Raw genomic sequence first — 23,525 nt, forward strand, 5'->3', positions numbered from 1 at the left:
CTCAGGGCTAGAAGTTGGGTGGGGCCTGAAGTTCTCCAAGCTGTCGCGCGAGGCTGGATGCGGACTCCTTGTCGCATGACAGGACAACGGAGAGCTTGCTGAGCGTCACACCCTGGGGTCGCTTGGTGTAGGACCACCGCTGACCAGCGCGCCATAGTGTCTTGAAGAACTGCTCACGAGCAACGTCATCCCCAGAAAGGGCGCTCTCGGCGGATTCGATGATCAGGACGTGATAGTCCGACGAAAGCCATTGGAGGTCGCGAAGGCAATCGTAGAATGCATTCCAGTTCCATCCGAAATATTCGGGGAGTTTCAGCAATTCATCGAACTGCTGAAACGTCGAAATCTCATCGGCCATATCTTGCCCATTCAGGCGTGCCACGTAAACCTTGCCCGATGCGGGCAGGAGTTCATCAAGGCACATTCCGCCGCCCGTTGTAATGATGTGCATCCACGGGGCGATACGGATTTCCGATTCCTCTTCTGTCATCAGTTCACCCATCTGGGACTTTCGCCTACAATGTACGTCTGATAGTGGGTTGGAGTGTAGTAGGCGGACCTATCGCTGCCGAACACCCAACGCTCACCGCCTGGCTTGGGATTGTCTGGTGATGGGTAGGCCCCATATTCACTATAGGTGATCGGCTTGCCTGAAGGTTCGTGGGTGGGAAGTTGGTAGCCGCCATTTCTGCCGCTGTTTTCAAATGGCTCACTCCACCACTTCGGCCCATAGAAGCCGGGTCCGCCCCACCAGCCCCAACCCTCCTTACGGAAGTCTTGAAGGACTTCCATGGCCTCTGCAGGGATGGACTTGGGTACCCATCCGTCAATTTTGTCAACGTCCCCCAGCGTTTCTCCTGGGGTGAAGGTCGGGCAGCCTGCCAGCCCCATGGGGTCGACCCACGTGTGGGGATTTGGGACATAGGCCGCCGGGTTGGGCGCTGGGGTGAGGCCCATGGGGTCATGGCTGAGATAGTGGGCGGTCTCGGGGTCGTAGTGGCGGAAGTAGTTGTAGTGAAGGCCCGTTTCTGGGTCGAAGTACTGGCCTGGGAAGCGAAGGGGGGTGTACGCCCTGCTGGTGGACGCCCAGGTCGTGGTGCCCCACAGGGTGGTGCGGGTGTACCAGGCTAGTGCGCCGGACTCGTCGATCAGTTCTGTGGGGGCGCCCACCAAGTCGGTGATGATGGAGAAGAAGCGGGTGTCTATGACCTCTTGGGGCGTGTCCCGGTTCAGGAGGCGTTCTCGTTGGGTCAGGGGCTGCAGGCCCTTGTGGTCCCAGGTGAGGACTATCGAATGGGAGAAGTCCGGCGATTCTGTCGTCTGTTCGCACAGGGTCGCGCCGTCCCAGGTGAACGTGACGTGTTCGAGGACAGTCGTGCCGTCGGCGGCGAGGCGCTGCTTGGAAGTGCGGCGGCCGAGGGCGTCGTACGCGTAGCGCCATACAGTGCCGTCGGGGGTCGTCACCGAACGCAAGCGGTCTTCGGCATCCCACTCATAGCGCCAGGTGTCTGGTTTGCTGGACAGGCGCGTTTTCCGACGGAGCGTGACGCGGCCCAGTGTGTCGTGTTCGTAGTGCGTCCTGCCTGCGCGAGTGATCACCGTGCCGGTGTACTCGCGAGGTCCCACGGCCTCCTGGCCGGGGTGGGTCGACGGCCAAGAGGCGGTTGTCTGGTTGCCCGCCTCGTCGTAGGTGTACCGCTCGGTCCAACCCTCCGCCCGGACGGCAGTGACCCGGCCGGCCGGATCCACGTCAAAGGCCTTCGCGCCCACGAGCAGGTCGTCCAGGCCGATTAGGTTGCCGTCCGCACGGTAGGTGTAGTCGCGGCGCTGAATGCTGTGACCGGCGCTGGTGACGTGCTGGGTGGTGAGGCGGCCCCCGTGGTCGTATCGGGACGACAGTGTGACGGCGTCGCCGATCCGGCGGGTGATCTCCTGACCGACCGCGTCGTAGTCGAAGGCGATGGTGCGGCCGGACGCGGTCAGGGAGGTGCGGGAGCCGACCGCGTCGTGGGTCCAGGTGCTGACTGCCCCCGTCGGGGTCGTACGGGTGGTGCGGCGGCCGAGCTCGTCGTACGCGTACGCCGTCGTCCTGCCGTTGACGGTCTCGAACTTGAGTCGGCCGTACCGGTCGCGGAGGCGCGTGAGTGTGGCATCCGAGTTGACCGCTTCGGCGAGCTGGTCGCCGGAGTCGTACGCGAATGTCGTCACAGCGCCCGCGGCGTCCTTGCGGACGACTCGGTCCAGCTCGTCCCGCTCGTAGTGGATGGTCTGGCCGAGTGCGTCCGTCCGGGAAACAAGCCGCCCCGCCGCGTCCCTTCCGTACGTCAGCGTCCGGTCACCGAAGTCGGTCTCGGACGTGAGCCGGCCGACCGGGTCGTACACGTAGTCCCAGGTCAGGCCCTGGGGATTGGTGATCTGAGTGAGGTGGAGATCGGTGTCGTAGCTGAACTCGTAGCGGAAACCGTCCGGCCCGGTGCGGGCGGTCGGGACATCAAAGTCCGTGTATTCGAAGGTCGTGATCCCGCCGAGGACGTCAACGTGGGCGACGCAGTTGCCCTCGCCGTCGTAGGTCCAAGACTGCTCGCTGCCGTCGGCTTCGACCTGGCGGGCCAGCTTGCCCTCGACGGTCCACTCCAGGCGTGTGACGGCACCCAGTGGGTCAGTGATCGACACGGCTCGGCCGAAGGCGTCACGCTCGTAGCGCGTGGTCTCTCCTAGCGGATCCGTGATGGCCAGGGGCATACCAGCCTTGTCGGAAACGACTGTCGAGGTGTTTCCGAGCGCATCGGTGACGGAGGTGACGATGCCGGCCTCGTCGTAGGTGAAGTGTGTGGTTGCTCCCGACGGCCCTGTTACCGCCGTTCGGTTGCCGTTGGTGTCGAATCTCTGGCGCGTGGCATTGCCGTCAGTACCAACGATGCGTATGGGGAGCCCGAGTTCGTTGTACTCGGCTCGTGCTTGCCGTCCATCCGGGCGCTCCACGACGATCACGCGGCCCCGCGTGTCGAGGGTGGCGCGGCTCACGTGGCCCAGCGGATCGGTCCGTGACAGCAGTCGGTTGTAGCGGTCGTACTCAAGACGGGTGACCGCGCCCAGAGAGTCGATCTCGGCGACCACCTGTGAACGGTCGTTGATCAAGTGGCGCTCGGTGTGCCCAAGACCGCTGGTGAGGGTGGTTATGCGGAGCCCGGTGGCGGGATCGACATTGTCCCAGGTGAAGGTGGATTCGAGGTGTCCGTTCGTGCCTGACTGGTAGGTGCAGCGGTCCTGATCGTCGTAGATGTAGTCGAAGCGGCTTCCATTGGTGTCAGTCCACGAGGTGATGCGGCCGTGTTCGTCGCAGTCGAAGCTCAGGGGGCGGCCGGACGAGTTGGTGACTGAGGTGAGAAAGCCGTCGGTGTAGCCATATCGCAGGATCTCCTGGTCGGATCCGTCCCCGGCGGCCCCCATGAGGTGGAGGGCCGTCACTCGGCCTTCGCTCGTGGTGAGCTTCAGGTGGTAGCCGCTGTGGTGGATGATCGCCGTCGGAGCACCGGCCTCGTCGTGCTCGAAGGTGATCCAGCGGCCGTTGCGGTCGTCGATCTGGGCCAGAAGCGCAAGCTCGTCGCTGTGGTCGGAGAAGTGCCTGACCCTGCCTGTGCCGGGATCTGTGATGGTGTAACCGCCCGGGACCCGGTCCAGGGGCCACTGCCGACCATGCGAAGGCATGACCGGTACCCCCGGGGCCGGGTGAGGATAGGCGAGGAGGCTTCCCTCGTCGCAGCTGAAGATCACGCCCGCAGGATCGATCTCCAGCCGCTGGTCCACCGTGGACGACCACGTCGGCCCGAACCAGCACCCGGAGCGGCGCGCGGAGTCGAAGGTGCGCTGGAAGACGAGTGGAAGCGAGCCGGGGAGGGCGATGTCGATCTTTGGCAGCAGCATACGGCCGGTCGCAATGTCAACCGGGTCCCTCTTGCACAACGTCTCGCTGCACCGTTTGCTGCTGCTGTCCGGGTTCCGTTCGTGCTCCCGGCGGCTGGCGCCCGGCTTCATGTCGTCGAGGTTCGGAGTCCGAAACCGCTTCGGCTTCCGTCCCCTGGCGGAAGGTCGTGGCTTTCCGGATGACGCCTCGGATGGGCTGCGAGGTGAGTTCGCAGGCTACGGCGGCCCCCGCGATGTGCACGGGACCACGTGGCTGACCTGGGCCGAGCTGAGCACCACGAACTGGCAGGAGACCAACGCCTCAGGCACACGAACGCGCGCCTCAGCCGCAGGGAACGACACCGACTGGGGCCGCGTCTGGAGCGTCATGCGCATCCTCAGCGAGGTCCACGGAGCCGAGAACGTACGCCTTGTCGTCTGGTTCTACTGACTCGCGGCTGAGCACCTAGTGGCACTGCCCTGCAGGTCGAACGCTCAGCTCGATGCACCCTCTAGAGAGAGGTGGTCTCGGTAGTACTGCGAGTGCGGTCAGGCTCGTACTTTCGCAGCATCCGATCAATGGGGGGCGATGCGCCGAAAGGGTTTGTCACGAGGTCGTATGTCGACGATGATCACCTCATGACGATCAGAAAGGGCCATGCCGTCTAGGCGCCCCGCTCCGCTCTCCACCGCTCGCGCGCCGCTCACCACAGCGCCCGAACGCCGTGACCGCCCACCCAGGAGAGCCCGCCCGTGCAGAAGACCGCCCTCGTTCCCTACGCCCACCTCCCCCGAGCACACCACCACCGCCACGTCCTGACCAGCACCGTCGACGTCTTCGGCACCGCCCACTGGCTGCTTGCCGAACGCGCTCCGCAGCCCGGCGTCGACCTCCTGCCCTTCGACGCGCTGGTCGTTTCCGTGGATCCGGACGGCAACATCGAACTCACCGAGCTGAGCGCTGTGCGAGCCCGCTGGCCGCACCTTGACCGTCTGCCCGACGGCGGATTCGTTGTCGCCGCGTCTCGCACCCGCAGGCACGAGGACGCGAACCAGGTCCAGATCTTCGACGCGCTCGGCCGCGAGACCTCGTCCTTCTCCGTCGGGGACGCCATCGAGCACCTGCTCGTGGACGAGTCCGGCCATATCTGGGTCGGGCACTTCGACGAGAACCCGGTGGGAATCCGCCGCTGGAGCGCCACGGGCCAGCTCGCCTGGACGTCAGACGGCGCCCCCATCCCGGACCTCTTCGACTGCTACGCCCTGAACGTGTTGGGCACCGCGGCCTGGGCGTGCCCGTACACGGACTTCCCGCTCGTCGAGATACGCCCCAACCGCTCCGGCCGGCCCGTGAGAGTGTGGGCGAACCGCGTACGGGGCGGGCGCCCATGCGGTGGCCGTCCACGGCGAGCGGGTGGCTTTCTACGGCGGCTACGGCGAGGAGCGGGACCGACTCGCCCACGGAGAGATCACCGAAACATCCGTCGAGCCCACGGACGTCGGCCTGCTCACCCTGCCCGACGGCCCTGCCCCCGGCCGCCGGCGGGTCGTCGGCCGAGGAAGCAGGATCTACGTCCAGGCCTAGCCGTTCACTACGTGGGGCGTGTTCGACCTCAGCAGCTGACATCCAGCACTGGAAAGAGCGAAGGGCGCGAGGCGTGGCACTGTGCTTCGGATTGGTAGTGGACTTCGGCGACGATGCGAGGGCCGCTCGGGCAGCCTCGTGCGTTGAGCCGTGGCCGTACACGCTCCGCGCCGGTGCCTTTCGGATCCCTCTGCACCGGCCCATGCTGTCGACTGCCGGGCCATCTATGCAGGTCGCAGTTCTGCCAGTGGCTGTGGGCTTTGGAGTTGTGGCCGATGGAAGTCTGCCACGGTTCGACCTCACCGAGGCTGAGCTGGAGGAGCTCGGGCGTGGCCTTTACGGACTGCTCGCACGATTCGAGGGTTACCGCACCGCGATGGTCGGCTGGGACCCAGAGTGCTTCCTCAACGTCGACGACCTGGCTGCGGACTGGGCGGAGGAACTCTCTCACGGCACCTTGCCCGGCCTGGTCCTTGCCGAGCATCTCCGTACCCGGCTTCCCCTCGGGCCAGCCTGGGTTCCCTTCAGCCCGGGATACGTGTGGCTTCCTTACACGCAGCAGTGATTCCCCGCCGCCGACATCGACGGCCGCACTGTGCGCTTCAGTTGGCGATCAGTGCCAACTGAAGCGCACAGGCACACCTGTCGCACTGAAGGTTGATCGTTCTCACTAAACCTTGGTGACCAGTAGGTTCGTCTCATCGAAGGTTGAGTGACCTGCTCAGGGCAGGGGTGAAGGGGCGAAAGTGGAGGGAGCGGAGGCCGCTTTCCGGCTGGGGCGGGGAGCAACTGGGTTTCGTGACTCTGGCGACCCGCCTGCGCCGCAGACCGGCCACAAGGTGTGTCGTGCCGCCTGGCATGCCGCGGCTCGGGCCGCTCGCGGGCAGTTCGGGGACTTCAGGGAGCAGCAATACCCGCAGAACTTCCACAGCGGCACGATCAACGGCCGCGACGGCACGTACGTCGCGCTGTTCCATGCGCAGTACCCACTGGTTGGCTTCGTGGACACTCGGCGCTACCGGTACACCGACGAGTTCCAGGACCCCCCTGCCTGGGCGGCCGCCCTCGCCGCCTTCGGCTTCGCAGTCCTCGGCGCAACGGTGCTTTTGTCGCCAGCGGCTGAGGTGGACACCGCTGCGCTGACGGTTGCTGAGCACAGGCAGGTAAAGCACTGGAATCCGAAAACCCTCGGCGCGATGCTCTTCAACTCCTGGGACTGATGGCCGGTTCGTCCGTGACGCCATCGCTCGACCTTCAGTGAGACTGCTCAACCTTCAGCGCGACAGGACAACCACCGTGACCACCCCCGTGCCTGGCAGACCTCAGCCCGTGACCTGGAATTGCTGCGTTTCCTTGAACGCGTCCAGCTGCAGGATCTCCAGCGGACCCGCGACTGGATAGCCGCCGAGGAGCAGCATGCTGTGGTCGAGGCGGCGCGCAAGCCTGCGCCGCCGCCTCCGGAGTGGCTGATCGAGTACGGGATCGGGGCCGGACGGCCGGCTGCGCGGGTGCACGTCGGCAGCTGCTGGGATACCCGGACCCGCTGCAAGGCCGCGACCGCCGATCTTGCCCGGCGTGCCCTTTCCGAGGGCGTGGAGGCCTGTCCGGCCTGCCGTCCGGACACCGCCCTGGGGGTGATGGAATGACCGGCCTCCCCCACGGTGGAGGAATAGGACCAGGTCAGAGTGCGACGGTGATCGGCACGCCGAGCGCGACGGCCGCATGGCGGCACCCGGCGCGCGCGGCGACAAGCTCCGCCCGTGCCTCCACCCCCGGCCTCTCCCCGGCGGCCACCAACGCCCTGACGGCCGCAGCGTGGAGCTCCGCCCGCGCGAGCGGCCCCTCCCCGGGGAGAGCCGTGAGCTCGGCGGCATCCGCCACCGCGGCCACCAGCCGCGCCAGGTCCGCGGGCCCCCGCACCGACCGGTGCACATGAACGCCCAGCAGCCGGGGTGCCCATCCCGCGAGGGCGGCCCGGACCTGCTCGCACAACCCGTCGATGCCCGCGCACGGGCCGACGGGCGCCATGCCTGCGCTCATCACCCCATCGTGACTCCCACCACGGACAACACCCCCAGGGGGCGGGCGGGACCGAGGCCCGCCCGGGGTGCTGGTTTCACCGCCGAAACGCCACTGCGCACCCTGTTACGGATCTCAGCTGGTGAGCTTCTCGACCTTGCGTGCTGCTGTCTGGGCTCGTGTCCGGGCCCGCGCAGCCGCGTGTTGCGCCTCGCGATGGCGGGCGAGCGCGTCGGTGCTCGCCGCGCGCGCCGTCTCCAGTCGCTCCGTCGCGGCCCGCGCGTCTTCCTCGGCCGCCGTCAGAGCAGTGGCCGCGCGGTCCGCCAGCGCCTGCGCGGCGGCCTGCTCTGTCTCCAGGCGTTCTGCTTCGGCCAGCGCCTCGGCCGCCTCCGTCCGGGCCGCCTTCACGCGCTCGCGGCGTGTCTGCTCCGCCCGGGTGTCCGGCGCCGGTGGAGGCTGGGTGGGTTCTGTGGCAGGCCCGGCGGGCCGGGCCTGTGTGCGGCGGGGTGGGGTGGTGCCGGGCAGCGGTTCGAGGCCGGTGAACCCTTTCACCGCCTCCGGGGCCTTGACCAGACGGCCGGCCTCCCACTGCGCGGCAATCTCCGCATCTGCGAGCACCGTATGCAGGATCTCCTCGACCTCGTGCAGCACCGGCTCACTCACCGCCTGCCCGGCCTCGGCCGCCAAAGCGCGCGCCGTGCGGGCGAGGCGCCCGATCACCACACGCTGATCATGTGAGAGCTTCCGCAGCTGCCCGGCGTCCAGCCTCTGGTGCGCCGCACGGAGCGCCGCACCAAGCTCTGCCAGGCCATGCGCTTCCTTCGGCCGGCTGCGGGCCAGCAGCGCGGCCGTCCACGCCGCGAGCGTCGGCTTGCGCAGTGCCGCGATCGCCGCGGCGAGCTGCCTGTCTCCGGCCTTCCGGGCCCGGGCCGCGTACTCATCCCGGGCCGCGGTGAACTCCACCGGACGCAGCGCCCGCAACTCCGCCGCCACCGACTCCACATCCATGCCCGCCAGTCTCCCGCCCACAGCACAGCCGGGCTGTGCACGCCGCCGTGTCCTGTGTCATCGAGTCTGGTGAATGGCCATCCCCGCGAATCCGGGTGCGCATCTGTGTCCCCGGCCAGGGCGGGGCGGCCGGGGGTGCTCGCGGCGCCGGTTCACCGCTGCGGCCCAGCCCACCCTGGCGGTCCGCCCCGTCGAGCACGGGGCGGATCCGGCCGGGATCGTGTCGGTTGGTGTCCGTGGGGCGTGGCCCTTCGGGGCCGTCGGGGCCGTCGGGGCCGTCGGGGCCGTCGGGGCCCCAGCGCACCAGGCGCCGGATATGGCCGATCAGGTACACGGTGTCCCCGACTTCGAGGCGGTTGACGAGGCCGCCCCGGAGCCGGTCGGCGGCCTCGGCGCAGGTGGCCAGTTACCCGGCCGCGATGCCCGCGACGTGGCCGGCGGCGGTGAGGGTGCGGGCGTCTGTAGTGTCGCCTGGATCGAAGGGGATCAGGCCGTGCATCCGGGGCCACGCCCGGGTCAGGGCGAAGTCCAGGGACCGGCGCGCGTCGTGTGCGCTGACGTGCGGGCCGCTGACCGGCTTCCACCCTGTGCCGTTCCGCGGCCCGCATCGGGGTGACCGGCGCGTCGGGATCCAGCACCAGACCGGCATCGATCTCCGCCCGCCGGGCGCCGCGCGTCCAGTCGGGGACGGCCGGCTCCGGATCGGTCGGCCGGGGCTCCTCAATGCCGGCCGGACCCGCGGCGGCGTATTCCTCGGCCCGCACGATGCGGTACCGGGTGCCGGCCACGGTGAGATCGTCGACGCGCTCACCCTCCAGCCGGGCCACCGCCGCCAGCAGCGCACCCCGCTCCTCCCGGTCGCGCGCCTCGTCCTTCGCCCGGAACCACAGCAGCGAGTTCAGGCTGTCCCGCGCCTCCTGCGGGCAGCCGGCCGTCACGGCACTCACCACCAACCAGCCCGGTCCGCCGCGCCCGTCCTGCGCGGCCACTCCGAACAGCGGCCCCCTCACAGCCAGATCGGCCAGCTGCCTGGCGGCATCGGCGGCATCCGCCTCCACGACCAGATCGACCGGCACCCGTACCACCACCGGCCAGGCGCCGCCCGGCCCCGTATCGCGCCGCTCCACGCCCACAGGTCGGCGGTGACGGCCGTGTGGTCACGTTCAAGGCCGCTGACGACGGTGTAAGGGCTGGGGAGATCGTCGGCCGGAACTGCCGCGATCCACTCGGACAGCCGTTTCCCCCTGGAGGTGGGTGACATCTGCCCGAAGGGCGGACGTGCCCGGCGAGCCCGTCCGACTCGGGCATGAGGCCAGAACAGACTTGATCTTCAGTCGCTTTTCTGCCGGCAACGGTCCTGCGCGATGGCGGCAGACCCTCCGACCTGCTCGGCCGGAAGCAGGCCCACAACAAGTCCCATAAGCAGGTCCGCGCCCGCGTCGAGCATGTCCTCCTCCGCATGGAGACCTGGAAGGCCCTCCGCGACTGCCACCTCAAAGGCCACGGCGTGCCGCCGATCGGCGGACGAGGCGATGGGCCGACGAGGCCGGCCAGGGTCGGGTCCCACGCCGCCTACGGCCGCCGGCCGCGTCGGCAGGGCACGGCGGACGCGGACGGCTGTTCCGCAGCCAGCCTCCTCAGCGGGTCCGGCCGGGGTGGAGGCGCTACTCGGCGCGGTGGGCCTTGTGCGGGGTCACCCGGAGCTGCGCCTTCGCGGGAAGCGTCCGACCGGTGGACCGGCGGGCCCGTTCAAGCGGGCCGTCGCTCAGCGCCCGCAGGACGGGGCCGAGCTCGCTGTCGGGGGTGAGGGTGAGGTCGAGTTGGGCTTCGGGCCGGCTGGGCGGGCCGACCATGCGTGCACGGGCCCGGTGGACGCCGGGCAGGTGCCGGGCGTCGGCTGCGAGGGCGTCGCGGAGGGCACGCTCACGCAGTTCCACCCCGTCCGCGGCAGGGGGACCACCCACAGGGGTGTGGCCCGGGCGGGTACGGCGCGATTGCGCCAGCAGCCACCAGAGGGCGAGCAGGAGGACGACGGCCAGGACGGCGATGACGGCGGGCCACCACCATCCTTCGTCCGTCCAGCGGGTGCGGTCGGCGTCGTCGAGCAGGACTCCGCCGGGCGCGGTCAGGGGCCAGCCGTCGGGTGGTGTCAGGTGCCAGTGCCGGTATAGGTCGAAGCTGCCCGTCAGTATCAGGAGGCCGGTGCCGAGCAGAACGACGCCTGCCAGGGCCAGCAGGACTCGGTTGACAGCGGATTTCTTCTCCATGGGATCCCACTCCTGTCGCTGGCTCGTCGGCGGCCGTCCGCGGACGGAGTATTTCAGCGCACTTCAGATCATTTCGGTCGGGTTCGGACCTGCACGGCGAGCCGAGGAGCGCGGGCAAGGGCGAACCGGTCGAGCTCCTCCCGCAGAGCCACCACGAGATCGCCCTTTACCTCAGCGGCGGCGCGGAAACGCACGTCCGCGCGTGCCCGGACACGGTGCTGGAAGACACGGATCCTGGCAGCGCTGACGCCGGGGACGCGCATCGCAGCGTCCCGCAGCAGGAGGGCCGCGGCGTCGCGGTCCAGCACGGCGCGCATCTGGGGGTCGGGAGTCTTCAGGGGGAGCTGGTTACGCAGGCCGGGGGTGAGTGCCAGGACGACCAGCCAGAGGCCGAGGACGGCGATGACGGCGGCGCCGATCCGTATCGAGACGTCATCCAGAGGTCGGGTGGCCAGTTCGTCGGCAAGGCGCGTGCGCCAGGCTGCGGCCGGCCGGCCGGCCCGGACCCTGACGATGTCGAACAAGAGGGTCCCGGCCGCAGCTGCGACGAGCAGGGCCGTCAGGGCGGCGGGTACGCGGCGCACGGACCACGGGCGCCTGGCAGCCTGCTGCGGGCCGGCCGAAGGCTGCTTGGACGGCTGCCCCACCGTGCGGGAGGTGACCTGGCCGTCCGGGGTGTGCTGCTCCCCGTCGGTCGCGGTGGGCTGCTGGCGGTCGGTCGCGGTGGGTTGCCTCCGGTCGGCCGGGCGGTCTTGGTCCCGTTCCATGCCGGGTTCTCCTTCCCGTGGGGATGCGGACCGGTTCACTCCACGCGTCGATGTTCCAGGCCCTCGGCGGGAACCAGACGCTCGATGGCGAGTGTGACTTCGGTGATGCGCATCCCGGTCAAATGGGCGACCCGCTCGGTGACGTACTGCTGCACCTGACGGGAGGCAGTGGCGAGGTCTATCGGGTAGGGCATCTCCAGAGTCAGTCCCAGCCGTGCCGTGCCGCTGCCGGCCGTGACCGACGCGTGCGGAGCGGCCAGTTTCGTGTGAACGGCCGAGGTGTCCGTCTGCGTGGCCAGTGCCTCCTGTGCGGCGCGGACCGCGATGCGGGCCACCACCTTGTCCGGGATCACCGTGGCCCCGCGTTCGGCCATGGACAGGACCGGCCGGGAGGGGGCCGGCGCTCCCCGGAAGGGGGCGGGGGCAGGTTGCGGGGTCACTGCCGGTTCCGGGAACGCGTGAAGTCGGACATCTCCAGGTCACCCTGCAACACGCGGCCGATGATCAGGCCCACCAGGCCCAGGAACGCCACGAGCAGGAACGCCCAGAAGCCGCCGAAGAATGCGGCGAAGCCCAGGGCCATGCCGGCCAGCAGGCCCACGGTTGCTGCGCTCATTTCACTCACCTGAATTTCGCGTCGGTTGTTTCTCGGCTCGGCGAGTCCGGGGGATGCGAGCATCACTGAACGCGCCCCTCCCCCGCCTCCTCGTCCTCGTCGTCGGGCAGGTAGACGTCGTCGACCGCGATGTTCACCTCCACGACCTCAAGGCCGGTCATGCGTTCCACGGCCGTGATGACGCTGGTGCGGACGGCGGCGGCGATGTCCACGATGGCGACGCCGTACTCCACGACCACGTCGAGATCCACGGCGGCCTGCCGTTCGCCCACCTCGACCTTCACGCCGCGGGACACGCTGGAACGCCCGCCGGCGACCTTGTCGCTCACCGCCCCGAGCGTGCGGGCGATACCGGAACCGAGGCTGTGAATGCCCGGTACCTCGCGGGTGGCCATTCCTGCGATCTTTTCGACCACGCTGTCGGCGATGGTCGTCCGACCGCGCGTCTCGGGGGCCGTTCCTGCGCCGGTGCGGCCCGTGAGGGTGCTGCCCGCAGCAGGTGACTCACTCCCGCCCGCGGCGGGGTTGATGGTGTCCGACATGAGAACCTCCCCAGGGGGTCCATCCGGGCGCCGTACGGCGCCCTCATTCCTTAGGACACCTCGCGCCGGCATTCCTCACGCGGCTCGTGCAGCGCACACCGCCTACCATCGAGGAGTACGTACGCGAGCCGCGACCGGCGTCTTCGGTAGGAAGCGAGCGGCGAATGCGTAACCGGATCGGCCCCCAGCCCCCGCGCGGCGCAGGCCCCCCGATGCTGCCGCGAACGCTGCCGCGAACGCTGCCGTCCGCCGGCGTCGCCGCAGAGGAGGCCCTTGCCGACGCCCTGGACGACGGCACCCTGGCGGTCCGGGCCTCGGAAGGGGATGAAGACGCCTTCGCCATCCTTGTCCGCCGCCACAGCGGCCGGCTGCTCGCCCTCGCCCAGCATCTCCTCGGCAATCGGACGGACGCCGAGGACGCGGTCCAGGAAGCCTTCCTCAGCGCCTGGAGACGGCTGCCGGAATTCCGGCACAGCGCCTCGTTCGGCACCTGGATGTACCGGATCGTGACGAACCGCTGCCTCAACACGCTGCGCCACCCGCCCCACCCGCTGCCCCTGGACACCCTCCCCGAACCCGCTGCCGTGGCCGCGGACAGCTCACCGCCCCAAGTCGCCGAAACGGACGCAGCGGCGGCCGCCCTGACGAAAGCGCTCCTGGGACTGCGCCCCGAGCTCCGGGTGTGCTGGGTGCTGCGGGAGCTGCACGGCCTGCACTACGACGAGATCGCCCACGTGGTGGGCAGCAGCGAACAAACGGTGCGCGGCAGACTCTTTCGCGCACGACGCGCTTTGATGGAGGCGATGCGCCCATGGCGCTAGACGACCCGCACCCCACCTCCGACGACGAGCCCGAAAGGGTGGGCGCCGCCAGGGCCGAAGCGCCTCTGCGCCCCGACGCCGAGCATCTGGCCGGCGCCGAGCTGCTGCCCTGCGGACGCCCCCTCGGCCGCGCCTGGAAGCAGGCCCGCGACGCGGTCGACGCCCCAGATCCGCACAGCAGCCACTGCCCCTACTGCCGCGACGCCATCGAAGGTCTGACAGCCCTGGACCGGGCGACCAGGGCTCTGCGCGCCGAGGAACAGTCCGACGGCCAAAGCCTCGCCACCCGGGTCATCAATGCGGTCCGCTCCGAGGTACGGCTGGGCACCATGCTGCTACTGGACGACCCCGATCACGACCTGCGCATCTCCGAGAGCGCCGTCGCGAAAGTCCTGCGCCGGGCTGCCGACACGGTGCCCGGCGTCCGCGCCGCCAGCTGCCGCGTGGTCCCCGCGGAGGGCAGCCACGCCGTCGCCATAACGTTGGCAGCCACACTCGACCAGCCATTGCGAGGACGAGCGGAGGGAGTACGCCGAGCCGTCCTTCACGCGGCCGAGCAGGTCCTCGGCATCGCCGTCACCACCGTGGACGTGGAGATCGACGGCGTGCTGGAACCCTCCCGTGTGCCGTTGGTGAAAGGGCGGAGCTGAGCCGGTAATGGCCACCTCCCACCGCGAGAACATCCACCGAGCGGCAGCGAGGGCCGCCCTCGACGCTCCCGGCGTGGCCGCGCTCCAGCCCACGCTCGCCGACCGGCTGGCTCTGGCAGCGTCGCACGTGTACCGGTCCCAGGCCGAAGGAACCACCCCGTACCGCGAGGCGGCCGGCATCCGCTCCGAACTCACTCCGGACGGCGGTTGGCACGTGGAGGTGCGGTGCGTCCTGCACGCGGACCGCCGCGTCGTCGATGTCGCCCGGCAGGTCCGCGAAGACGTGCGGACCGCCGTCACCACCTACCTGGCCCGGCACGGCGCGGCCGTACCCGTCACCGTCATGGTCACCGTCACCCGCACCGTCTAGACCGATCGCTCGCGTCCGCTCGTTGCGGGTGCGTGATCAACGGACAGGGAAGGCACCACCATGACCACGACAGAGCAGATCGCCTTTGATCTGGCGATCCGCGACGAGCAGTCGCAGGGGCGGCATGTGACCTGTACAGGCGAAGGGACACCGCGGGCCGGGCCTGCTGACGGCCGTAATGGCATGAGCGCGACTGCGCCACACCGACATACCCAGCCGAGCCAACGGCGGCGCGGGCCGGCACCCGGCGGGTCCGGCCGGTTCCCGCCCGGACTCCCCGCCCGTCTCCTGCCCTCTGACACGCTCATGTCAGATGGCTCCCTACGCGAAAATACGGATCACACCTCCGGGCGGACCCGTGATCCGCACTGCGGAACGCCGAGCTGCCAGCCTCACAAGTCCCACAGAACAGCAGGTCAGAGCACTGATTGGTGAAACTCCTGCACGCGCTACACCGCCGCCCCTTTAGCACCGCAACCCCCGCCGATGCGACCCGCCACACACCCGGCTGTCCTGTGCCAAACGAACCTTGAGCGTGTGCCGTCGAAGGTTGGCGGGTTGACGCAAAAAAGACCTCTTCACCCCAGACAGCCCCGACTCGGCGCCCGTCTGATCGCCGACTGAATGTCCAGAGCGTCGCCTCGAAGGAGTAGGGCGGGCTCGCCCGCAAGGCTGATGGCGAGAGGACCGTGGGGGGATGTGTCGCGTGGGTGCGAGGCGAAGCATGGAGGCAACCGCACGCCGCCCCGGAGGTTGTCATGAATACCGCGAACACACTGCCCACCACGGCCAAGGCCACAGCCACGGTCTTGGCCGTGCCGCGCTGGGTGAACCTGGCGGCGCATGCCGTGCCGGTGGCCGTCCTGCCCGCGGGGCTGTGGCGGATGGCCATGGCCGTGGGCATCCCGGTGGGCTTCAGCGGCCAATTAGCCAAGGACTGGCAACCCGGGCTGGAGGCTTCCTCCTACATCACGCTGCTGACACTTGTCACCGAGGGGCTCGCGTTCATGACTCTCGGCCTGGTCAGGCCCTGGGGCGAGAGAGTGCCACGCTGGATCCCACTCCTGGGTGGCAGGCGCGTGAGGACCTGGGCGGCGGTTGTACCGGCACTGCTGGGGGCGCTCGCGGTCACCGCACTGACGACGGAGATGTTTTGGGGCAGCTGGCCGGCCGAAGCAGGCGGCTCCGAGGCCCCACAGGGCATCGCCGCGTTGATCATGAATGCGTGCTACGTGCCGATGCTGCTGTGGGGGCCGCTGGTCGCCGTCGTCGCGGTCTCATACGCACTGCGACGCCGGAAGTAGATGGCTCCTGAGGTCGCGGCACCTGGAGAACCAAGCGGCAGAACGGGGGCCTGCGAGCAAACGTGCCGGCTGCGCTCACGGGACGGACCCCTCAGACCCAGCACCCGGGGCCTGGCTCCCACCCTCGACACGCCTCTGACCAGCGCGCTTAACCCTCGGTGGCACGAACTCGCATCCATCAGGCTTCCCTGCGTTGTCAGTGGGACCGGGCGAGCCCTTCGTATGGTTGGCCCACCCAGGGGTGTCGGGTGTGGCCTTCGAGCTTCTGCCGCTTGTGGCTCGCATCGATTGGCCGCCCGACGCCCCACGACGACTCGGCTGCCCATGAGGAATTGCGAATGATCGCTCCGTAGGGAATCGACAGCGAGGTCGTCCGTCGGGAGGCACCCAGCACACCCCACCGCACGGAGGCGCCATGGCCGTGATCTGGACCGGCATCGACGCAGGCAAGACCCACACCACTGCGTCGCGATCGACGAAAGCGGCCGTCGGCTGCTGCCCCGACGCGTCGCCAACGACGAGCCCCAACTCCTCGAACTCCTCACCGACGTCCTCGCTCTGGGCGACGAAGTGACCTGGGAAACCGACCTTGCCGACGGCGGAGCCGCCCTGGCCATCGCAATCCTCGTCAACCACGACCAGCCGGTCCCCTACGTCTCGGGACGAGCCGTCCACCGCGCCTCCGAGAGCTACCGCGGTGAAGGCAGGACCGAGTTCCGGTGATCTCACCGACGAGGTCCGCTTGGACGACGCGCTGCTCATCGGGTGGGCGCGGCGGCGGGCCGCCCGTGGGGAGTCCAGGCACCGCCGGAGCATGAGCGCAGCGGTGCTCCCTGCCCGCCCGGCGCTCCACCCGCCCGGAACCGGCGGGCTGCCGGTTCCCGGCCCCGGGCGGCGCACGCCGGGGAACCCAGGTGGCCAGGCAGCCGCCCACCCGACAGCCCCTTGGCACGTGGAGGGGTCCTTCGGTCATCGCGGTGTTGCAGAAACCCGATCCAGCGGCGGGTGCCCTGGTCCTTGATGGCGTGGTGCTCGCCAGGAACGCGGAGGCCGGTGCCCTGGCTGCGGAGGTGGACCATGGATAGAGGTCTGGAAAAACCGGTATCCCGGATCCTATAATCGCGGGCATGGAGACGGTGGAGTCACGGACCAGCTGGACGTTCGTCACCAACCACGCCCGGATCCTCGCGATGCTCCTGCGGGACCCGGAGGTACGGATGCGTGACATGGCCGAGGCCTGCCGGATCACCGAGCGCGCCGTCCGTGCCGTGATCACCGATCTGGAGAGCGCCGGGTATCTCACCCGCGCCCGCCACGGCCGCCGCAACCACTACGAGGTCACCGACGGCACCCTCTTCCGCCACCCCGCCGAAGGGCCCCACGAGATCACGCACCTGATCAGACTCCTCGCCGACCTGGAGCCCACGCGGCCTCCGGCCGCGCAACCCTCCCCGGGCACCTCGCGGCCATGACGGCACGGCACTCGCAGATGCCCTGCAGTCCGCCCCGCACGAGCCGGCCCGGTCGCTGAAAGGAGGAAGGCCATGACCTACTCCGACCGCGAGCGCGATCCCGACACACCCATGGTCACCGTCGCCGTCGCCGTCCGCCCCGGGCCACAACGGACCCGGGCCGAGATCAGCGGCGAGATCGACGCGGACAACTGCGGCAAGGTACGGGACGCCCTGAACGCGGCCCTGGATGCCAGCACGGCCGGCCTCGACATCGACCTCTCAGCCCTGACCTTCTGCGACTGCTCCGGCCTACACCTCCTCCTCGACCTCCACCTCACCGCCACCACCACCGGCAAAACCCTCGTCCTCCACGCACCCCGCCCCCAGTTCACACGACTGCTCGACCTCACCGACACCGCCCCCCTCCTCACCATCCACACCCCACCCGCACACCAGCCCCACCCCCACGACGCGCACTACCCCATCACAGGCGGCGATACGACAAGGCCCACGCACCACCGGCCCCACGCCATCGACCCCGCCATCGCCTACGACCACGAACCCTGACCCACCCCACCCCCATCAGCCCGCGAAGCCACACCGTCCCGTACTCCCCCGCGGTCCTGGCACGCCCACCTCACCCCGGCCACCGGTGGGCACGCGGGCACGTGGGAGGGTCCCGGCACGCGGGCGCCGAAGGACGCACGTCGGGCAAAGCGCTCAGGGCCACTGGCGGGCGGACCTTCGCAGAAGCGCGGTCAGAACCTCGTAACTGACGCTGAGCGCGATCGGCCAGCTCAAGTCCGATGCGGGCCAACTGCAGGCGCCATTCGTCACGGCCTGGTCGTTCCCACGTCGGGTGGTCGAATCAGTGGGCCCAAGGCAGTCGTACGGCCTCGATCTCCAAGTCGTCGAGGAGGGCTTCGACGAGTGGGGCCGGGCCGGCAAGTTTGGTGGCCCACAGGTCGTAGTCCGTGCACAGGACCCAGGACCGGTCGTGGGCCCAGAGGTTGGACGGGGTCCACCACTCTTCGTCGGGGTGGTCGTACAAGACCTTGGCGTCCGCGAGCCGGCCGGCCCGAACGTGCAGGTTGTCGAAGTCCTCGGCCCTTTGGCCCAGCGGGGTGTAGTAGGCGAGGCAGCGGGTGTCCGCGCCCTGAGGGCTGTGCTCAGTGAGGATCTCGACCAGCCGGTTCCAGTCGGCACGGTCCAGGCTGCCCTCGGACGGACCGGTGATGCCGACCGGCCAGCCGCCCGGCTTGCGGAGCGTAGGGAAGGACGTGTGGCAGGGCAGTCGGCCCTCGGCGGCCACGGGATCTCCGGTCCGCCGGGCGAGCTCTGCCCAGCGCAGGCGTCGCCAGCGTGGTCCAGGGTGTTCGCCTCTGGGCGGGGCGAAGGTGTCCGAGAGATCGGCGAATACCTCCGCGGGGTCGAGGCCCGGGATGATCTCGGGGTCGGCGCTCTTGCTGTTCAGGAAGGCCCGCCGGTACTCGACGTACGACATGCCGAAGGGACCGAGTTCGTGTTCGTACATGGAGTGGAGCACCCAGGCCGCGTCGGGCAGTGCCGGCGGCATGAACCCGGTGAGCCCGTCGTCGTCGGCCAGTTCCCGCAGCCCGTCGGTCTCCGCGGATGCGGCGAGCGGCCACAAGGCGGTAGCCAGAGCAGCTGAGGTCTCGTACATCGGCTCAGGATATGGGCACGGAGTCCCGCGCTGCCCATGCTGATCGCGACCGCAGGGGCAGGCGTGCGGAATCGTTTCGTCGCGGCACGACTTCCCTATGGGGTTGCGTGAGCTGCCGGGCCTCCTGTTTTTTGGGGATCAAGGTGAGGATCGAGCGGTTGCACTGGTCCTCCTGGGCGTGTCCGGACTGTGGCAACGGCGCACGAAGGGGCCACTGCGGGTAAGACGGTTCCTCTGTGACGTGCCGAGGTGCCTGCGACGAACTTTCGCATGTCGGCGTCGGTGGCATTCGGGCTATGGTGCGGCGCGCTGGAGTGGTCGCGCAGCCCTTCGAGGCCTTCCTCCTGGTAGCGCCGCTGCCACTGGTAGAAGCAGTTGCGGCTGATCCCGTAGTACCGGCAACGTCTGCGAGACGTTTCCGGTGACCTCCTCGGCGTGCCGCAGGACCGCCAAGCGGTGCTGGGCCTGGCGCTCCTGCTGTTGTTGCGGTGAAGGGGGCATGGCAGATCTCCATCACGATCGGAGACCCATGTGTAACCAACGTCCGGCAGTTTTACAGTTAGCGGCTGAGCATCGCCAGGAGCGTGCGGCGCGGCAGGAGGCGGGTGGCGAGAACGAAGAGCGCGTTCGCCCTCCCGGGGACGACGGTGGGGCCGGTGCGACGGTCCAGGGCTCGCAGGGCGGTGCGTACGACGGCTCGCGCGCTCAGGACCATGGCGGCCGGGGCGTCCTGGTGGCGGCGGGACTCGGAGCCGGACTCCGGCTGAGGCTCCGACTGCGCTTCCGGCTCCGGCTCCCGTTCCGTGGAGGTCGGGCCAGGGCAGAGGGCCATGACGTGGACGCCTAGGGGGCGTTGCTCGTACCAGAGGGCCTCGGAGAAGGCGGTCACGAAGGCCTTGCCGGCGCTGTAGACGGCGAGGCCCGGGGCCGGGGCGTGCGCGAGGGTGGAGGAGACGTTGACGAGTGCGTCTCCGCGCCGGGCCCCGGAGAGGAAGGCGTGTGCCAGTACGACGACGGCGTCGCCGCCCAGGCGCATGGCGGCCAGTGCGTTCTGCGGGCCGGTTCCGGTGAAGGGGCCGTGGTGGGCGGTGGCGGCGTTGTTGACCAGCAGCTCGACGGGCCGTCGGACCAGCTCGGCGGTGACCAGCCCCTGCCCTTCGGGGGTCGAGAGGTCTGCGACCAGGTAGCGGTGGCCCGGGCCGAGCTCCTCGATGAGGGCGCGCAACCCCTCCTCGCCCCGGGCCACGGCGGTCACGGTCCAGCCGGCCGAGGCGAGTTCGCGGGCGAAGGCCCGGCCGATGCCCGAACTGGCCCCGGTGACCAGGGCCGCGCGGGCGGTCATTTCTCGGCCCCGGGCACCGTGCCGGGAGACAGCAGGAAGGAGACCTTCTCCATGACCGGCTGCCGCTGGGTGTTCTGGAAGGCGGCGATCCGCCACTGCCCGTCGCTCTCGCGGGTCAGCGTGTACGTCTGGACCTTCGACAGCTCGCCAGGCCGCCCGCCCGTGTAGGTGTCGCCGCGGCTGGTGACGACTGCCGCGTCGGGGCCGAGGAAGCGGATGCCCAGGATCGAGTCGGCCAGCTTCGTCCCCTTGACGAAGCCGCCGAAGAGGGCCCGGTGGGCCTCGGTGATGTCGGCGCGACCCTGGTAGTGGGTGCCGACGTAGGTCGTGTACGTGGCGTCCTGCGCGAAGAGGGCTCCGTACGCGTCGGCGTCGGCGGCGCCCCAGGCCGCAGCGAGCGAGGACAGCACCCCGCAGACGGCGTCGCGGTCGCCGAAGCTGTTGCTGAAGCCGGTGCCGGCCGGGGTGACGGCGGTGCACTCCGCGGTGCCGGTGACCTTGACGTCCGAGGTGGAGTCGAGCCACAGGTAGCCCCCGCCGGCCGTCAGGCCGAGGGTGAGCACGGTGGCGATCAGGGCGCGCTTGAGGGTGCGTCGCCTTCGGTGGGGTGACGCGGGCGGGGTGGCCTGGGTGTCGGCTCCGTCGCGCGGGGCGGTACTCGGGACAGGGTGAGGGGTGGTGGCGAGGTCGGTCGTCATGCGGGCTCTCCGTAAGGTCGTCGGGTCGGCGGGGGGTACGGGTCGGCGGCTGCGCATGTCAGCGCCCGGCGGCCGGGACGAGGCCCGGAGCGAACCGGTAGGACGCGGCCTCCATCAGCGGCTTGCGCTTGGTGTTCTGGAAGGCGGCGATCCGCCACTGTCCGTCGCTCTCGCGGGTCAGCGTGTACGTCTGGACCTTGCCGAGCTTCTCCGGGCGCTTGCCCTTGTAGGTGTCCCCGCGGCCGTTCACCACGGCCACGCCGGGCCCGTAGAAGCGGACGTCGAGGATCTCGTCCGCCAGCCGGGTGCCCTTGAGGAAGCCGGCGAAGAGGGTCCGGTGGCTCTCCACGATGTCGCGGCGCCCCTGGTAGAAGGTGCCGATGTAGGTGATGTACGTGGCGTCCTCGGTGAACAGCTCGCCGTAGGCCTCGGCGTCGTGGCGTTCCCAGGCGGAGGTGAGGCGGTTCAGCACGGCCTGGACGGAGGCGACGGACTCGCTGGCGGACTGCATGACGGACCACTCCCCAATTGGCTAGACTGATGCAGATACTGACTGAACACAGTATCTGCATGCGTGCAGATATAAAGCTAGGAGGCGATCCCGAAAATGGCAACAGGTGGCGGCGCGGACGCGCACGCGGTCTTCCGGCGGTACCTGGACGCCGTCGGACTCCAGGGTCTGGCCAGCGCCGAGGCGGCCGGCCTGCACACCTCCGAGTGGTACGCCCTCAGCCTCATCACCCTTGAGGGGGGCCTGTCCTCCGGCGAGCTCGCCACCCGCACCGGGCTGACCACGGGCGCGACCACCCGGCTCATCGACCGCCTCGAACGGGCCGGCTACGCCCGCCGGACCGCCGATCCGGGCGACCGGCGCCGGGTCATCGTGGAGCCCGTACCGGACGCGCTGGACCGCATCGAGGACGTGGTCGGCCCGGCCCGCCGACACATCGCCGCTGTGATCGGCCTCTACCCCCCGGAGCACCAGGCCGTGCTCTTCGACTACTTCGCCCGTGCCGCGCCCGCCTTCCGCGCGGCCACGGAGGAGATCCGCGGCGCCACCGCGCCCCGCCGGAGCAAGGGGCGACCGGCGGCGGGCTAGGGTCCGTCTCCAAATCGATCTTGCCCAGAGCAGGATTAACGCGAGTGTGACCGTGCTTCGTAGGAGGGGGCGGTCTTCTCGTATCGGGTGGCGATGCCGCGGAAGCCCTTGAGCTGATTGAAGCAGCGTTCGACAGTGTCGCGGCGTCGGTGGATCGCGAGATCGAGGCCTGTCGGCCTGCCGGCCTGCCGCCCTTTCGGCCTCGGTTTCGGCGGTGCCGCTTCTGGCCGTCCTTCTCCCGGACCGTGTGTCCGATACCGCGTTTACGCAGGTAGATGCGGAAGCCGCGCGAGCTGTAGGCCTTGTCGGCAATCACGTGATCCGGCCGGCAGCGGGGCCGGCCATGGCCGGTGCGGGGTACTCGGATGCGTTCGAGGAGAGGCCGTGCGCAGATGTCGTCGTGTCGTTGGCCCGGGGTCAGCAGGATGGCGAGGGGGCGGCCGCGGACGTCACAGGCGAGGTGGATTTTGCTGGTCAGGCGCCCTCGGGATCGGCCGCCCGGTTCGTCCGCCCAGCGCTTCCCCCTTTTCGGCCGGTGGCGGCGGCGTGCTGGTGGGAGCGGACGATGGTGGAGTCGATCTGGACCAGCCAGTCGATGTCACCGGCCGCGTCCGCCTGGGCCTGGATCTGCTGCAGAGCCCGGGTGAACACGCCGTTGATGGCGAAGCGGCGGAAGCGGGTGTGGACCGTTTTCCACAGGCCGTAACGTTCCGGCAGGTCACGCCAGGAAACCCCGGTCCGGATCTTGCAGACCATCCCGTTGATGACCCGGCGGTCCTCCGCCCGAGGCCGGCCCCTGCCGGCACTCGGCACCAGCGGAGCCAGTAACTCCCACTCGGCATGAGTCAGTTCATGACGACGTACCACGACACCATGATCCAGCATCGAACTACCTTTTGAAGACGGACCCTAGCCCGCACGGTGTGGTCGGGTAGCCGGATCACACGACTGTGACCGTGCACGGCATCTGGCCTGTTTGGACAACTTCAATGCGCAGCAACGGCTGGCCACCCGGCGCGAACCGGGTCACCATCGGGTGCGGAGCACCCCGTCGTTGTCGGGCAGGGCGGCGCAGAGCAGCGGGTGGCGTTCGTCGAGGTACATGGGCAGTGCGCAGGCCGCTCGTGCGCCGGCCACGAGGGCGGCGAGCTGCTGGTACTCGGTGTCGTCGACGATCGCGTGGCTGATCGTCCCGTCCTGTGCCTCCCAGACGAACTCTACGGATCCCTCCTCGGGCAGCACGGCGAGCACCGCACCGACGTCTGGGGCCAGGTCGGGCCAGACTCTCAGCACAGCGCGCGGACCTCCAGCCGGCACCAGGCGCCCTGATCGCGGAGCATGGCCCGCACCAGTTCCAGAGCGACCGTAAGAGAGACTTCCGCGCCGTCGTGGTGGC

28 protein-coding genes and 5 pseudogenes are annotated in these 23,525 nt (G+C 69.5%); 14 read left to right on the forward strand and 19 right to left on the reverse strand.

Features of this window, described 5'->3' with window-relative positions; all coding sequences use genetic code 11:
- Positions 1-7: 7 nt before the first annotated feature.
- Together ACZ5D2_RS27225 and ACZ5D2_RS27230 are read right to left on the reverse strand one after the other, a co-directional pair.
- A complete protein-coding gene (locus tag ACZ5D2_RS27225) occupies positions 8-502 on the reverse strand; it encodes a barstar family protein (protein ID WP_468932797.1) in 495 nt (164 codons plus the stop codon).
- A pseudogene (locus tag ACZ5D2_RS27230) lies at positions 490-4,026 on the reverse strand (RHS repeat-associated core domain-containing protein); the annotation flags it as partial. The gene ACZ5D2_RS27225 and the pseudogene ACZ5D2_RS27230, both read right to left, overlap by 13 nt.
- A gap of 133 nt (positions 4,027-4,159) precedes the next feature.
- On the opposite strand from ACZ5D2_RS27230, the gene ACZ5D2_RS27235 reads away from it, so the two are divergent.
- Positions 4,160-4,354 carry a hypothetical protein gene (locus ACZ5D2_RS27235; protein WP_468932799.1) on the forward strand — a complete coding sequence of 65 codons (195 nt, stop codon included), beginning with the start codon at positions 4,160-4,162 and terminating at the stop codon, positions 4,352-4,354.
- Between the two features lie 125 nt (positions 4,355-4,479).
- Here the strand turns inward: ACZ5D2_RS27235 and ACZ5D2_RS27240 are convergent, their stop codons facing one another.
- Positions 4,480-5,049: a hypothetical protein gene (locus tag ACZ5D2_RS27240; RefSeq protein WP_468932802.1), complete on the reverse strand. Its 570-nt coding sequence runs from the start codon at positions 5,047-5,049 to the stop codon at positions 4,480-4,482.
- Positions 5,050-5,317: 268 nt separating this feature from the next.
- On the opposite strand from ACZ5D2_RS27240, the gene ACZ5D2_RS27245 reads away from it, so the two are divergent.
- The 4 genes from ACZ5D2_RS27245 to ACZ5D2_RS27260 all read left to right on the forward strand — a co-directional run bounded on the left by ACZ5D2_RS27245 (position 5,318) and on the right by ACZ5D2_RS27260 (position 7,134).
- Complete coding sequence (locus ACZ5D2_RS27245; RefSeq protein ID WP_468932805.1) at positions 5,318-5,488, forward strand: hypothetical protein; 171 nt, start codon at positions 5,318-5,320, stop codon at positions 5,486-5,488.
- A gap of 226 nt (positions 5,489-5,714) precedes the next feature.
- The gene (locus ACZ5D2_RS27250) at positions 5,715-6,053 is read left to right on the forward strand and encodes a hypothetical protein (protein WP_468932808.1); all 339 of its coding nucleotides are present in this window, start codon (positions 5,715-5,717) and stop codon (positions 6,051-6,053) included.
- 181 nt (positions 6,054-6,234) lie between these two features.
- Complete coding sequence (locus tag ACZ5D2_RS27255; RefSeq protein ID WP_468932811.1) at positions 6,235-6,708, forward strand: hypothetical protein; 474 nt, start codon at positions 6,235-6,237, stop codon at positions 6,706-6,708.
- Between the two features lie 120 nt (positions 6,709-6,828).
- Positions 6,829-7,134, forward strand: a complete 306-nt coding sequence (locus ACZ5D2_RS27260; RefSeq protein WP_468932814.1) for a DUF6233 domain-containing protein — start codon at positions 6,829-6,831, stop codon at positions 7,132-7,134.
- 34 nt (positions 7,135-7,168) lie between these two features.
- On the opposite strand, the gene ACZ5D2_RS27265 is transcribed toward ACZ5D2_RS27260, so the two are convergent.
- From ACZ5D2_RS27265 to ACZ5D2_RS27280, 4 genes and pseudogenes are all read right to left on the reverse strand, one after another.
- Complete coding sequence (locus tag ACZ5D2_RS27265) at positions 7,169-7,528, reverse strand: hypothetical protein (RefSeq protein WP_468932817.1); 360 nt, start codon at positions 7,526-7,528, stop codon at positions 7,169-7,171.
- A 114-nt stretch (positions 7,529-7,642) separates the two neighbouring features.
- Complete coding sequence (locus ACZ5D2_RS27270; protein WP_468932820.1) at positions 7,643-8,515, reverse strand: hypothetical protein; 873 nt, start codon at positions 8,513-8,515, stop codon at positions 7,643-7,645.
- Positions 8,445-8,921, reverse strand: coding sequence for a DUF5954 family protein (locus tag ACZ5D2_RS27275; protein WP_468932909.1), 477 nt, complete (start codon positions 8,919-8,921; stop codon positions 8,445-8,447). The genes ACZ5D2_RS27270 and ACZ5D2_RS27275 overlap by 71 nt, the downstream gene beginning before the upstream one ends.
- Positions 8,922-9,153: 232 nt before the next feature.
- Positions 9,154-9,648: pseudogene (locus tag ACZ5D2_RS27280) on the reverse strand (DUF5954 family protein); the annotation flags it as partial.
- 263 nt (positions 9,649-9,911) lie between these two features.
- Here ACZ5D2_RS27280 and ACZ5D2_RS27285 point away from each other — a divergent pair.
- Positions 9,912-10,025: pseudogene (locus ACZ5D2_RS27285) on the forward strand (IS5/IS1182 family transposase); the annotation flags it as partial.
- Positions 10,026-10,179: 154 nt separating this feature from the next.
- Here the strand turns inward: ACZ5D2_RS27285 and ACZ5D2_RS27290 are convergent.
- The 5 genes from ACZ5D2_RS27290 to ACZ5D2_RS27310 form a co-directional block, all read right to left on the reverse strand.
- Positions 10,180-10,782, reverse strand: coding sequence for an alkaline shock response membrane anchor protein AmaP (locus ACZ5D2_RS27290; protein ID WP_331737845.1), 603 nt, complete (start codon positions 10,780-10,782; stop codon positions 10,180-10,182).
- A 68-nt stretch (positions 10,783-10,850) separates the two neighbouring features.
- Complete coding sequence (locus ACZ5D2_RS27295) at positions 10,851-11,549, reverse strand: DUF6286 domain-containing protein (RefSeq protein ID WP_468932824.1); 699 nt, start codon at positions 11,547-11,549, stop codon at positions 10,851-10,853.
- A 35-nt stretch (positions 11,550-11,584) separates the two neighbouring features.
- On the reverse strand, positions 11,585-11,989 hold the full coding sequence (locus tag ACZ5D2_RS27300) for an Asp23/Gls24 family envelope stress response protein (protein WP_468932827.1): 405 nt from the start codon (positions 11,987-11,989) through the stop codon (positions 11,585-11,587).
- Positions 11,986-12,165 (reverse strand): DUF2273 domain-containing protein, encoded by a 180-nt coding sequence (locus tag ACZ5D2_RS27305; protein WP_328923429.1) that lies wholly within the window; start codon positions 12,163-12,165, stop codon positions 11,986-11,988. The genes ACZ5D2_RS27300 and ACZ5D2_RS27305 overlap by 4 nt, the downstream gene beginning before the upstream one ends.
- A gap of 62 nt (positions 12,166-12,227) precedes the next feature.
- Positions 12,228-12,707: an Asp23/Gls24 family envelope stress response protein gene (locus ACZ5D2_RS27310; RefSeq protein WP_468932830.1), complete on the reverse strand. Its 480-nt coding sequence runs from the start codon at positions 12,705-12,707 to the stop codon at positions 12,228-12,230.
- 212 nt (positions 12,708-12,919) lie between these two features.
- Here ACZ5D2_RS27310 and ACZ5D2_RS27315 point away from each other — a divergent pair, with 212 nt between their 5' ends.
- The 7 genes and pseudogenes from ACZ5D2_RS27315 (at position 12,920) to ACZ5D2_RS27345 (ending at position 17,873) form a co-directional block, all read left to right on the forward strand.
- Entirely contained in the window at positions 12,920-13,528 is a 609-nt protein-coding gene (locus ACZ5D2_RS27315) for an RNA polymerase sigma factor (RefSeq protein ID WP_468932833.1), read from the forward strand.
- Positions 13,519-14,178 (forward strand): Asp23/Gls24 family envelope stress response protein, encoded by a 660-nt coding sequence (locus ACZ5D2_RS27320; RefSeq protein WP_331737851.1) that lies wholly within the window; start codon positions 13,519-13,521, stop codon positions 14,176-14,178. The genes ACZ5D2_RS27315 and ACZ5D2_RS27320 overlap by 10 nt, the downstream gene beginning before the upstream one ends.
- Before the next feature lie 7 nt (positions 14,179-14,185).
- Positions 14,186-14,548 carry an Asp23/Gls24 family envelope stress response protein gene (locus ACZ5D2_RS27325; RefSeq protein WP_468932836.1) on the forward strand — a complete coding sequence of 121 codons (363 nt, stop codon included), beginning with the start codon at positions 14,186-14,188 and terminating at the stop codon, positions 14,546-14,548.
- Between the two features lie 758 nt (positions 14,549-15,306).
- Positions 15,307-15,852 carry a hypothetical protein gene (locus ACZ5D2_RS27330; RefSeq protein WP_331737855.1) on the forward strand — a complete coding sequence of 182 codons (546 nt, stop codon included), beginning with the start codon at positions 15,307-15,309 and terminating at the stop codon, positions 15,850-15,852.
- A gap of 415 nt (positions 15,853-16,267) precedes the next feature.
- Positions 16,268-16,566 (forward strand): annotated as a pseudogene (locus tag ACZ5D2_RS27335) (IS110 family transposase); the annotation flags it as partial.
- 413 nt (positions 16,567-16,979) lie between these two features.
- Positions 16,980-17,324, forward strand: a complete 345-nt coding sequence (locus tag ACZ5D2_RS27340; protein WP_331737859.1) for a helix-turn-helix transcriptional regulator — start codon at positions 16,980-16,982, stop codon at positions 17,322-17,324.
- A 72-nt stretch (positions 17,325-17,396) separates the two neighbouring features.
- Complete coding sequence (locus tag ACZ5D2_RS27345; RefSeq protein ID WP_468932840.1) at positions 17,397-17,873, forward strand: STAS domain-containing protein; 477 nt, start codon at positions 17,397-17,399, stop codon at positions 17,871-17,873.
- A 301-nt stretch (positions 17,874-18,174) separates the two neighbouring features.
- Here ACZ5D2_RS27345 and ACZ5D2_RS27350 read toward each other — a convergent pair whose 3' ends face one another.
- The 5 genes from ACZ5D2_RS27350 to ACZ5D2_RS27370 form a co-directional block, all read right to left on the reverse strand.
- Positions 18,175-18,990 (reverse strand): hypothetical protein, encoded by an 816-nt coding sequence (locus ACZ5D2_RS27350; RefSeq protein ID WP_468932842.1) that lies wholly within the window; start codon positions 18,988-18,990, stop codon positions 18,175-18,177.
- A gap of 95 nt (positions 18,991-19,085) precedes the next feature.
- Positions 19,086-19,541 carry a helix-turn-helix domain-containing protein gene (locus tag ACZ5D2_RS27355; RefSeq protein WP_468932912.1) on the reverse strand — a complete coding sequence of 152 codons (456 nt, stop codon included), beginning with the start codon at positions 19,539-19,541 and terminating at the stop codon, positions 19,086-19,088.
- An 8-nt stretch (positions 19,542-19,549) separates the two neighbouring features.
- Entirely contained in the window at positions 19,550-20,332 is a 783-nt protein-coding gene (locus tag ACZ5D2_RS27360) for an SDR family NAD(P)-dependent oxidoreductase (RefSeq protein ID WP_331737863.1), read from the reverse strand.
- Positions 20,329-21,030 (reverse strand): SgcJ/EcaC family oxidoreductase, encoded by a 702-nt coding sequence (locus ACZ5D2_RS27365; protein WP_468932846.1) that lies wholly within the window; start codon positions 21,028-21,030, stop codon positions 20,329-20,331. Before ACZ5D2_RS27365 ends, ACZ5D2_RS27360 begins: the two co-directional genes overlap by 4 nt.
- A gap of 58 nt (positions 21,031-21,088) precedes the next feature.
- Complete coding sequence (locus ACZ5D2_RS27370) at positions 21,089-21,541, reverse strand: SgcJ/EcaC family oxidoreductase (RefSeq protein ID WP_331737865.1); 453 nt, start codon at positions 21,539-21,541, stop codon at positions 21,089-21,091.
- Between the two features lie 96 nt (positions 21,542-21,637).
- Here ACZ5D2_RS27370 and ACZ5D2_RS27375 point away from each other — a divergent pair, with 96 nt between their 5' ends.
- Positions 21,638-22,129: a MarR family winged helix-turn-helix transcriptional regulator gene (locus tag ACZ5D2_RS27375; RefSeq protein ID WP_331737867.1), complete on the forward strand. Its 492-nt coding sequence runs from the start codon at positions 21,638-21,640 to the stop codon at positions 22,127-22,129.
- Positions 22,130-22,147: 18 nt separating this feature from the next.
- On the opposite strand, the pseudogene ACZ5D2_RS27380 reads toward ACZ5D2_RS27375, so the two are convergent.
- Together ACZ5D2_RS27380 and ACZ5D2_RS27385 are read right to left on the reverse strand one after the other, a co-directional pair.
- A pseudogene (locus ACZ5D2_RS27380) lies at positions 22,148-22,996 on the reverse strand (IS5 family transposase); the annotation flags it as partial.
- Between the two features lie 159 nt (positions 22,997-23,155).
- Entirely contained in the window at positions 23,156-23,422 is a 267-nt protein-coding gene (locus ACZ5D2_RS27385) for a hypothetical protein (RefSeq protein ID WP_331737868.1), read from the reverse strand.
- Between the last annotated feature and the right edge of the window lie 103 nt (positions 23,423-23,525).

Source organism: Streptomyces sp. NPDC031479 (genome assembly GCF_055581065.1).

What these genes read in the sequence shown, in the direction of transcription:
- ACZ5D2_RS27315 (WP_468932833.1), top strand. Translation starts at nt 12,920, where the DNA reads ATGCTGCCGCGAACGCTGCCGCGAACGCTGCCGTCCGCCGGCGTCGCC.
- ACZ5D2_RS27375 (WP_331737867.1), top strand. Translation starts at nt 21,638, where the DNA reads ATGGCAACAGGTGGCGGCGCGGACGCGCACGCGGTCTTCCGGCGGTAC.
- ACZ5D2_RS27370 (WP_331737865.1), bottom strand. Translation starts at nt 21,541, where the DNA reads ATGCAGTCCGCCAGCGAGTCCGTCGCCTCCGTCCAGGCCGTGCTGAAC.
- ACZ5D2_RS27250 (WP_468932808.1), top strand. Translation starts at nt 5,715, where the DNA reads ATGCAGGTCGCAGTTCTGCCAGTGGCTGTGGGCTTTGGAGTTGTGGCC.
- ACZ5D2_RS27345 (WP_468932840.1), top strand. Translation starts at nt 17,397, where the DNA reads ATGACCTACTCCGACCGCGAGCGCGATCCCGACACACCCATGGTCACC.
- ACZ5D2_RS27295 (WP_468932824.1), bottom strand. Translation starts at nt 11,549, where the DNA reads ATGGAACGGGACCAAGACCGCCCGGCCGACCGGAGGCAACCCACCGCG.
- ACZ5D2_RS27310 (WP_468932830.1), bottom strand. Translation starts at nt 12,707, where the DNA reads ATGTCGGACACCATCAACCCCGCCGCGGGCGGGAGTGAGTCACCTGCT.
- ACZ5D2_RS27290 (WP_331737845.1), bottom strand. Translation starts at nt 10,782, where the DNA reads ATGGAGAAGAAATCCGCTGTCAACCGAGTCCTGCTGGCCCTGGCAGGC.
- ACZ5D2_RS27350 (WP_468932842.1), bottom strand. Translation starts at nt 18,990, where the DNA reads ATGTACGAGACCTCAGCTGCTCTGGCTACCGCCTTGTGGCCGCTCGCC.
- ACZ5D2_RS27365 (WP_468932846.1), bottom strand. Translation starts at nt 21,030, where the DNA reads ATGACGACCGACCTCGCCACCACCCCTCACCCTGTCCCGAGTACCGCC.
- ACZ5D2_RS27265 (WP_468932817.1), bottom strand. Translation starts at nt 7,528, where the DNA reads ATGAGCGCAGGCATGGCGCCCGTCGGCCCGTGCGCGGGCATCGACGGG.
- ACZ5D2_RS27330 (WP_331737855.1), top strand. Translation starts at nt 15,307, where the DNA reads ATGAATACCGCGAACACACTGCCCACCACGGCCAAGGCCACAGCCACG.
- ACZ5D2_RS27320 (WP_331737851.1), top strand. Translation starts at nt 13,519, where the DNA reads ATGGCGCTAGACGACCCGCACCCCACCTCCGACGACGAGCCCGAAAGG.
- ACZ5D2_RS27240 (WP_468932802.1), bottom strand. Translation starts at nt 5,049, where the DNA reads ATGGCCGGACTCGTCCACGAGCAGGTGCTCGATGGCGTCCCCGACGGA.
- ACZ5D2_RS27340 (WP_331737859.1), top strand. Translation starts at nt 16,980, where the DNA reads ATGGAGACGGTGGAGTCACGGACCAGCTGGACGTTCGTCACCAACCAC.
- ACZ5D2_RS27305 (WP_328923429.1), bottom strand. Translation starts at nt 12,165, where the DNA reads ATGAGCGCAGCAACCGTGGGCCTGCTGGCCGGCATGGCCCTGGGCTTC.
- ACZ5D2_RS27225 (WP_468932797.1), bottom strand. Translation starts at nt 502, where the DNA reads ATGGGTGAACTGATGACAGAAGAGGAATCGGAAATCCGTATCGCCCCG.
- ACZ5D2_RS27360 (WP_331737863.1), bottom strand. Translation starts at nt 20,332, where the DNA reads ATGACCGCCCGCGCGGCCCTGGTCACCGGGGCCAGTTCGGGCATCGGC.
- ACZ5D2_RS27325 (WP_468932836.1), top strand. Translation starts at nt 14,186, where the DNA reads ATGGCCACCTCCCACCGCGAGAACATCCACCGAGCGGCAGCGAGGGCC.
- ACZ5D2_RS27270 (WP_468932820.1), bottom strand. Translation starts at nt 8,515, where the DNA reads ATGGATGTGGAGTCGGTGGCGGCGGAGTTGCGGGCGCTGCGTCCGGTG.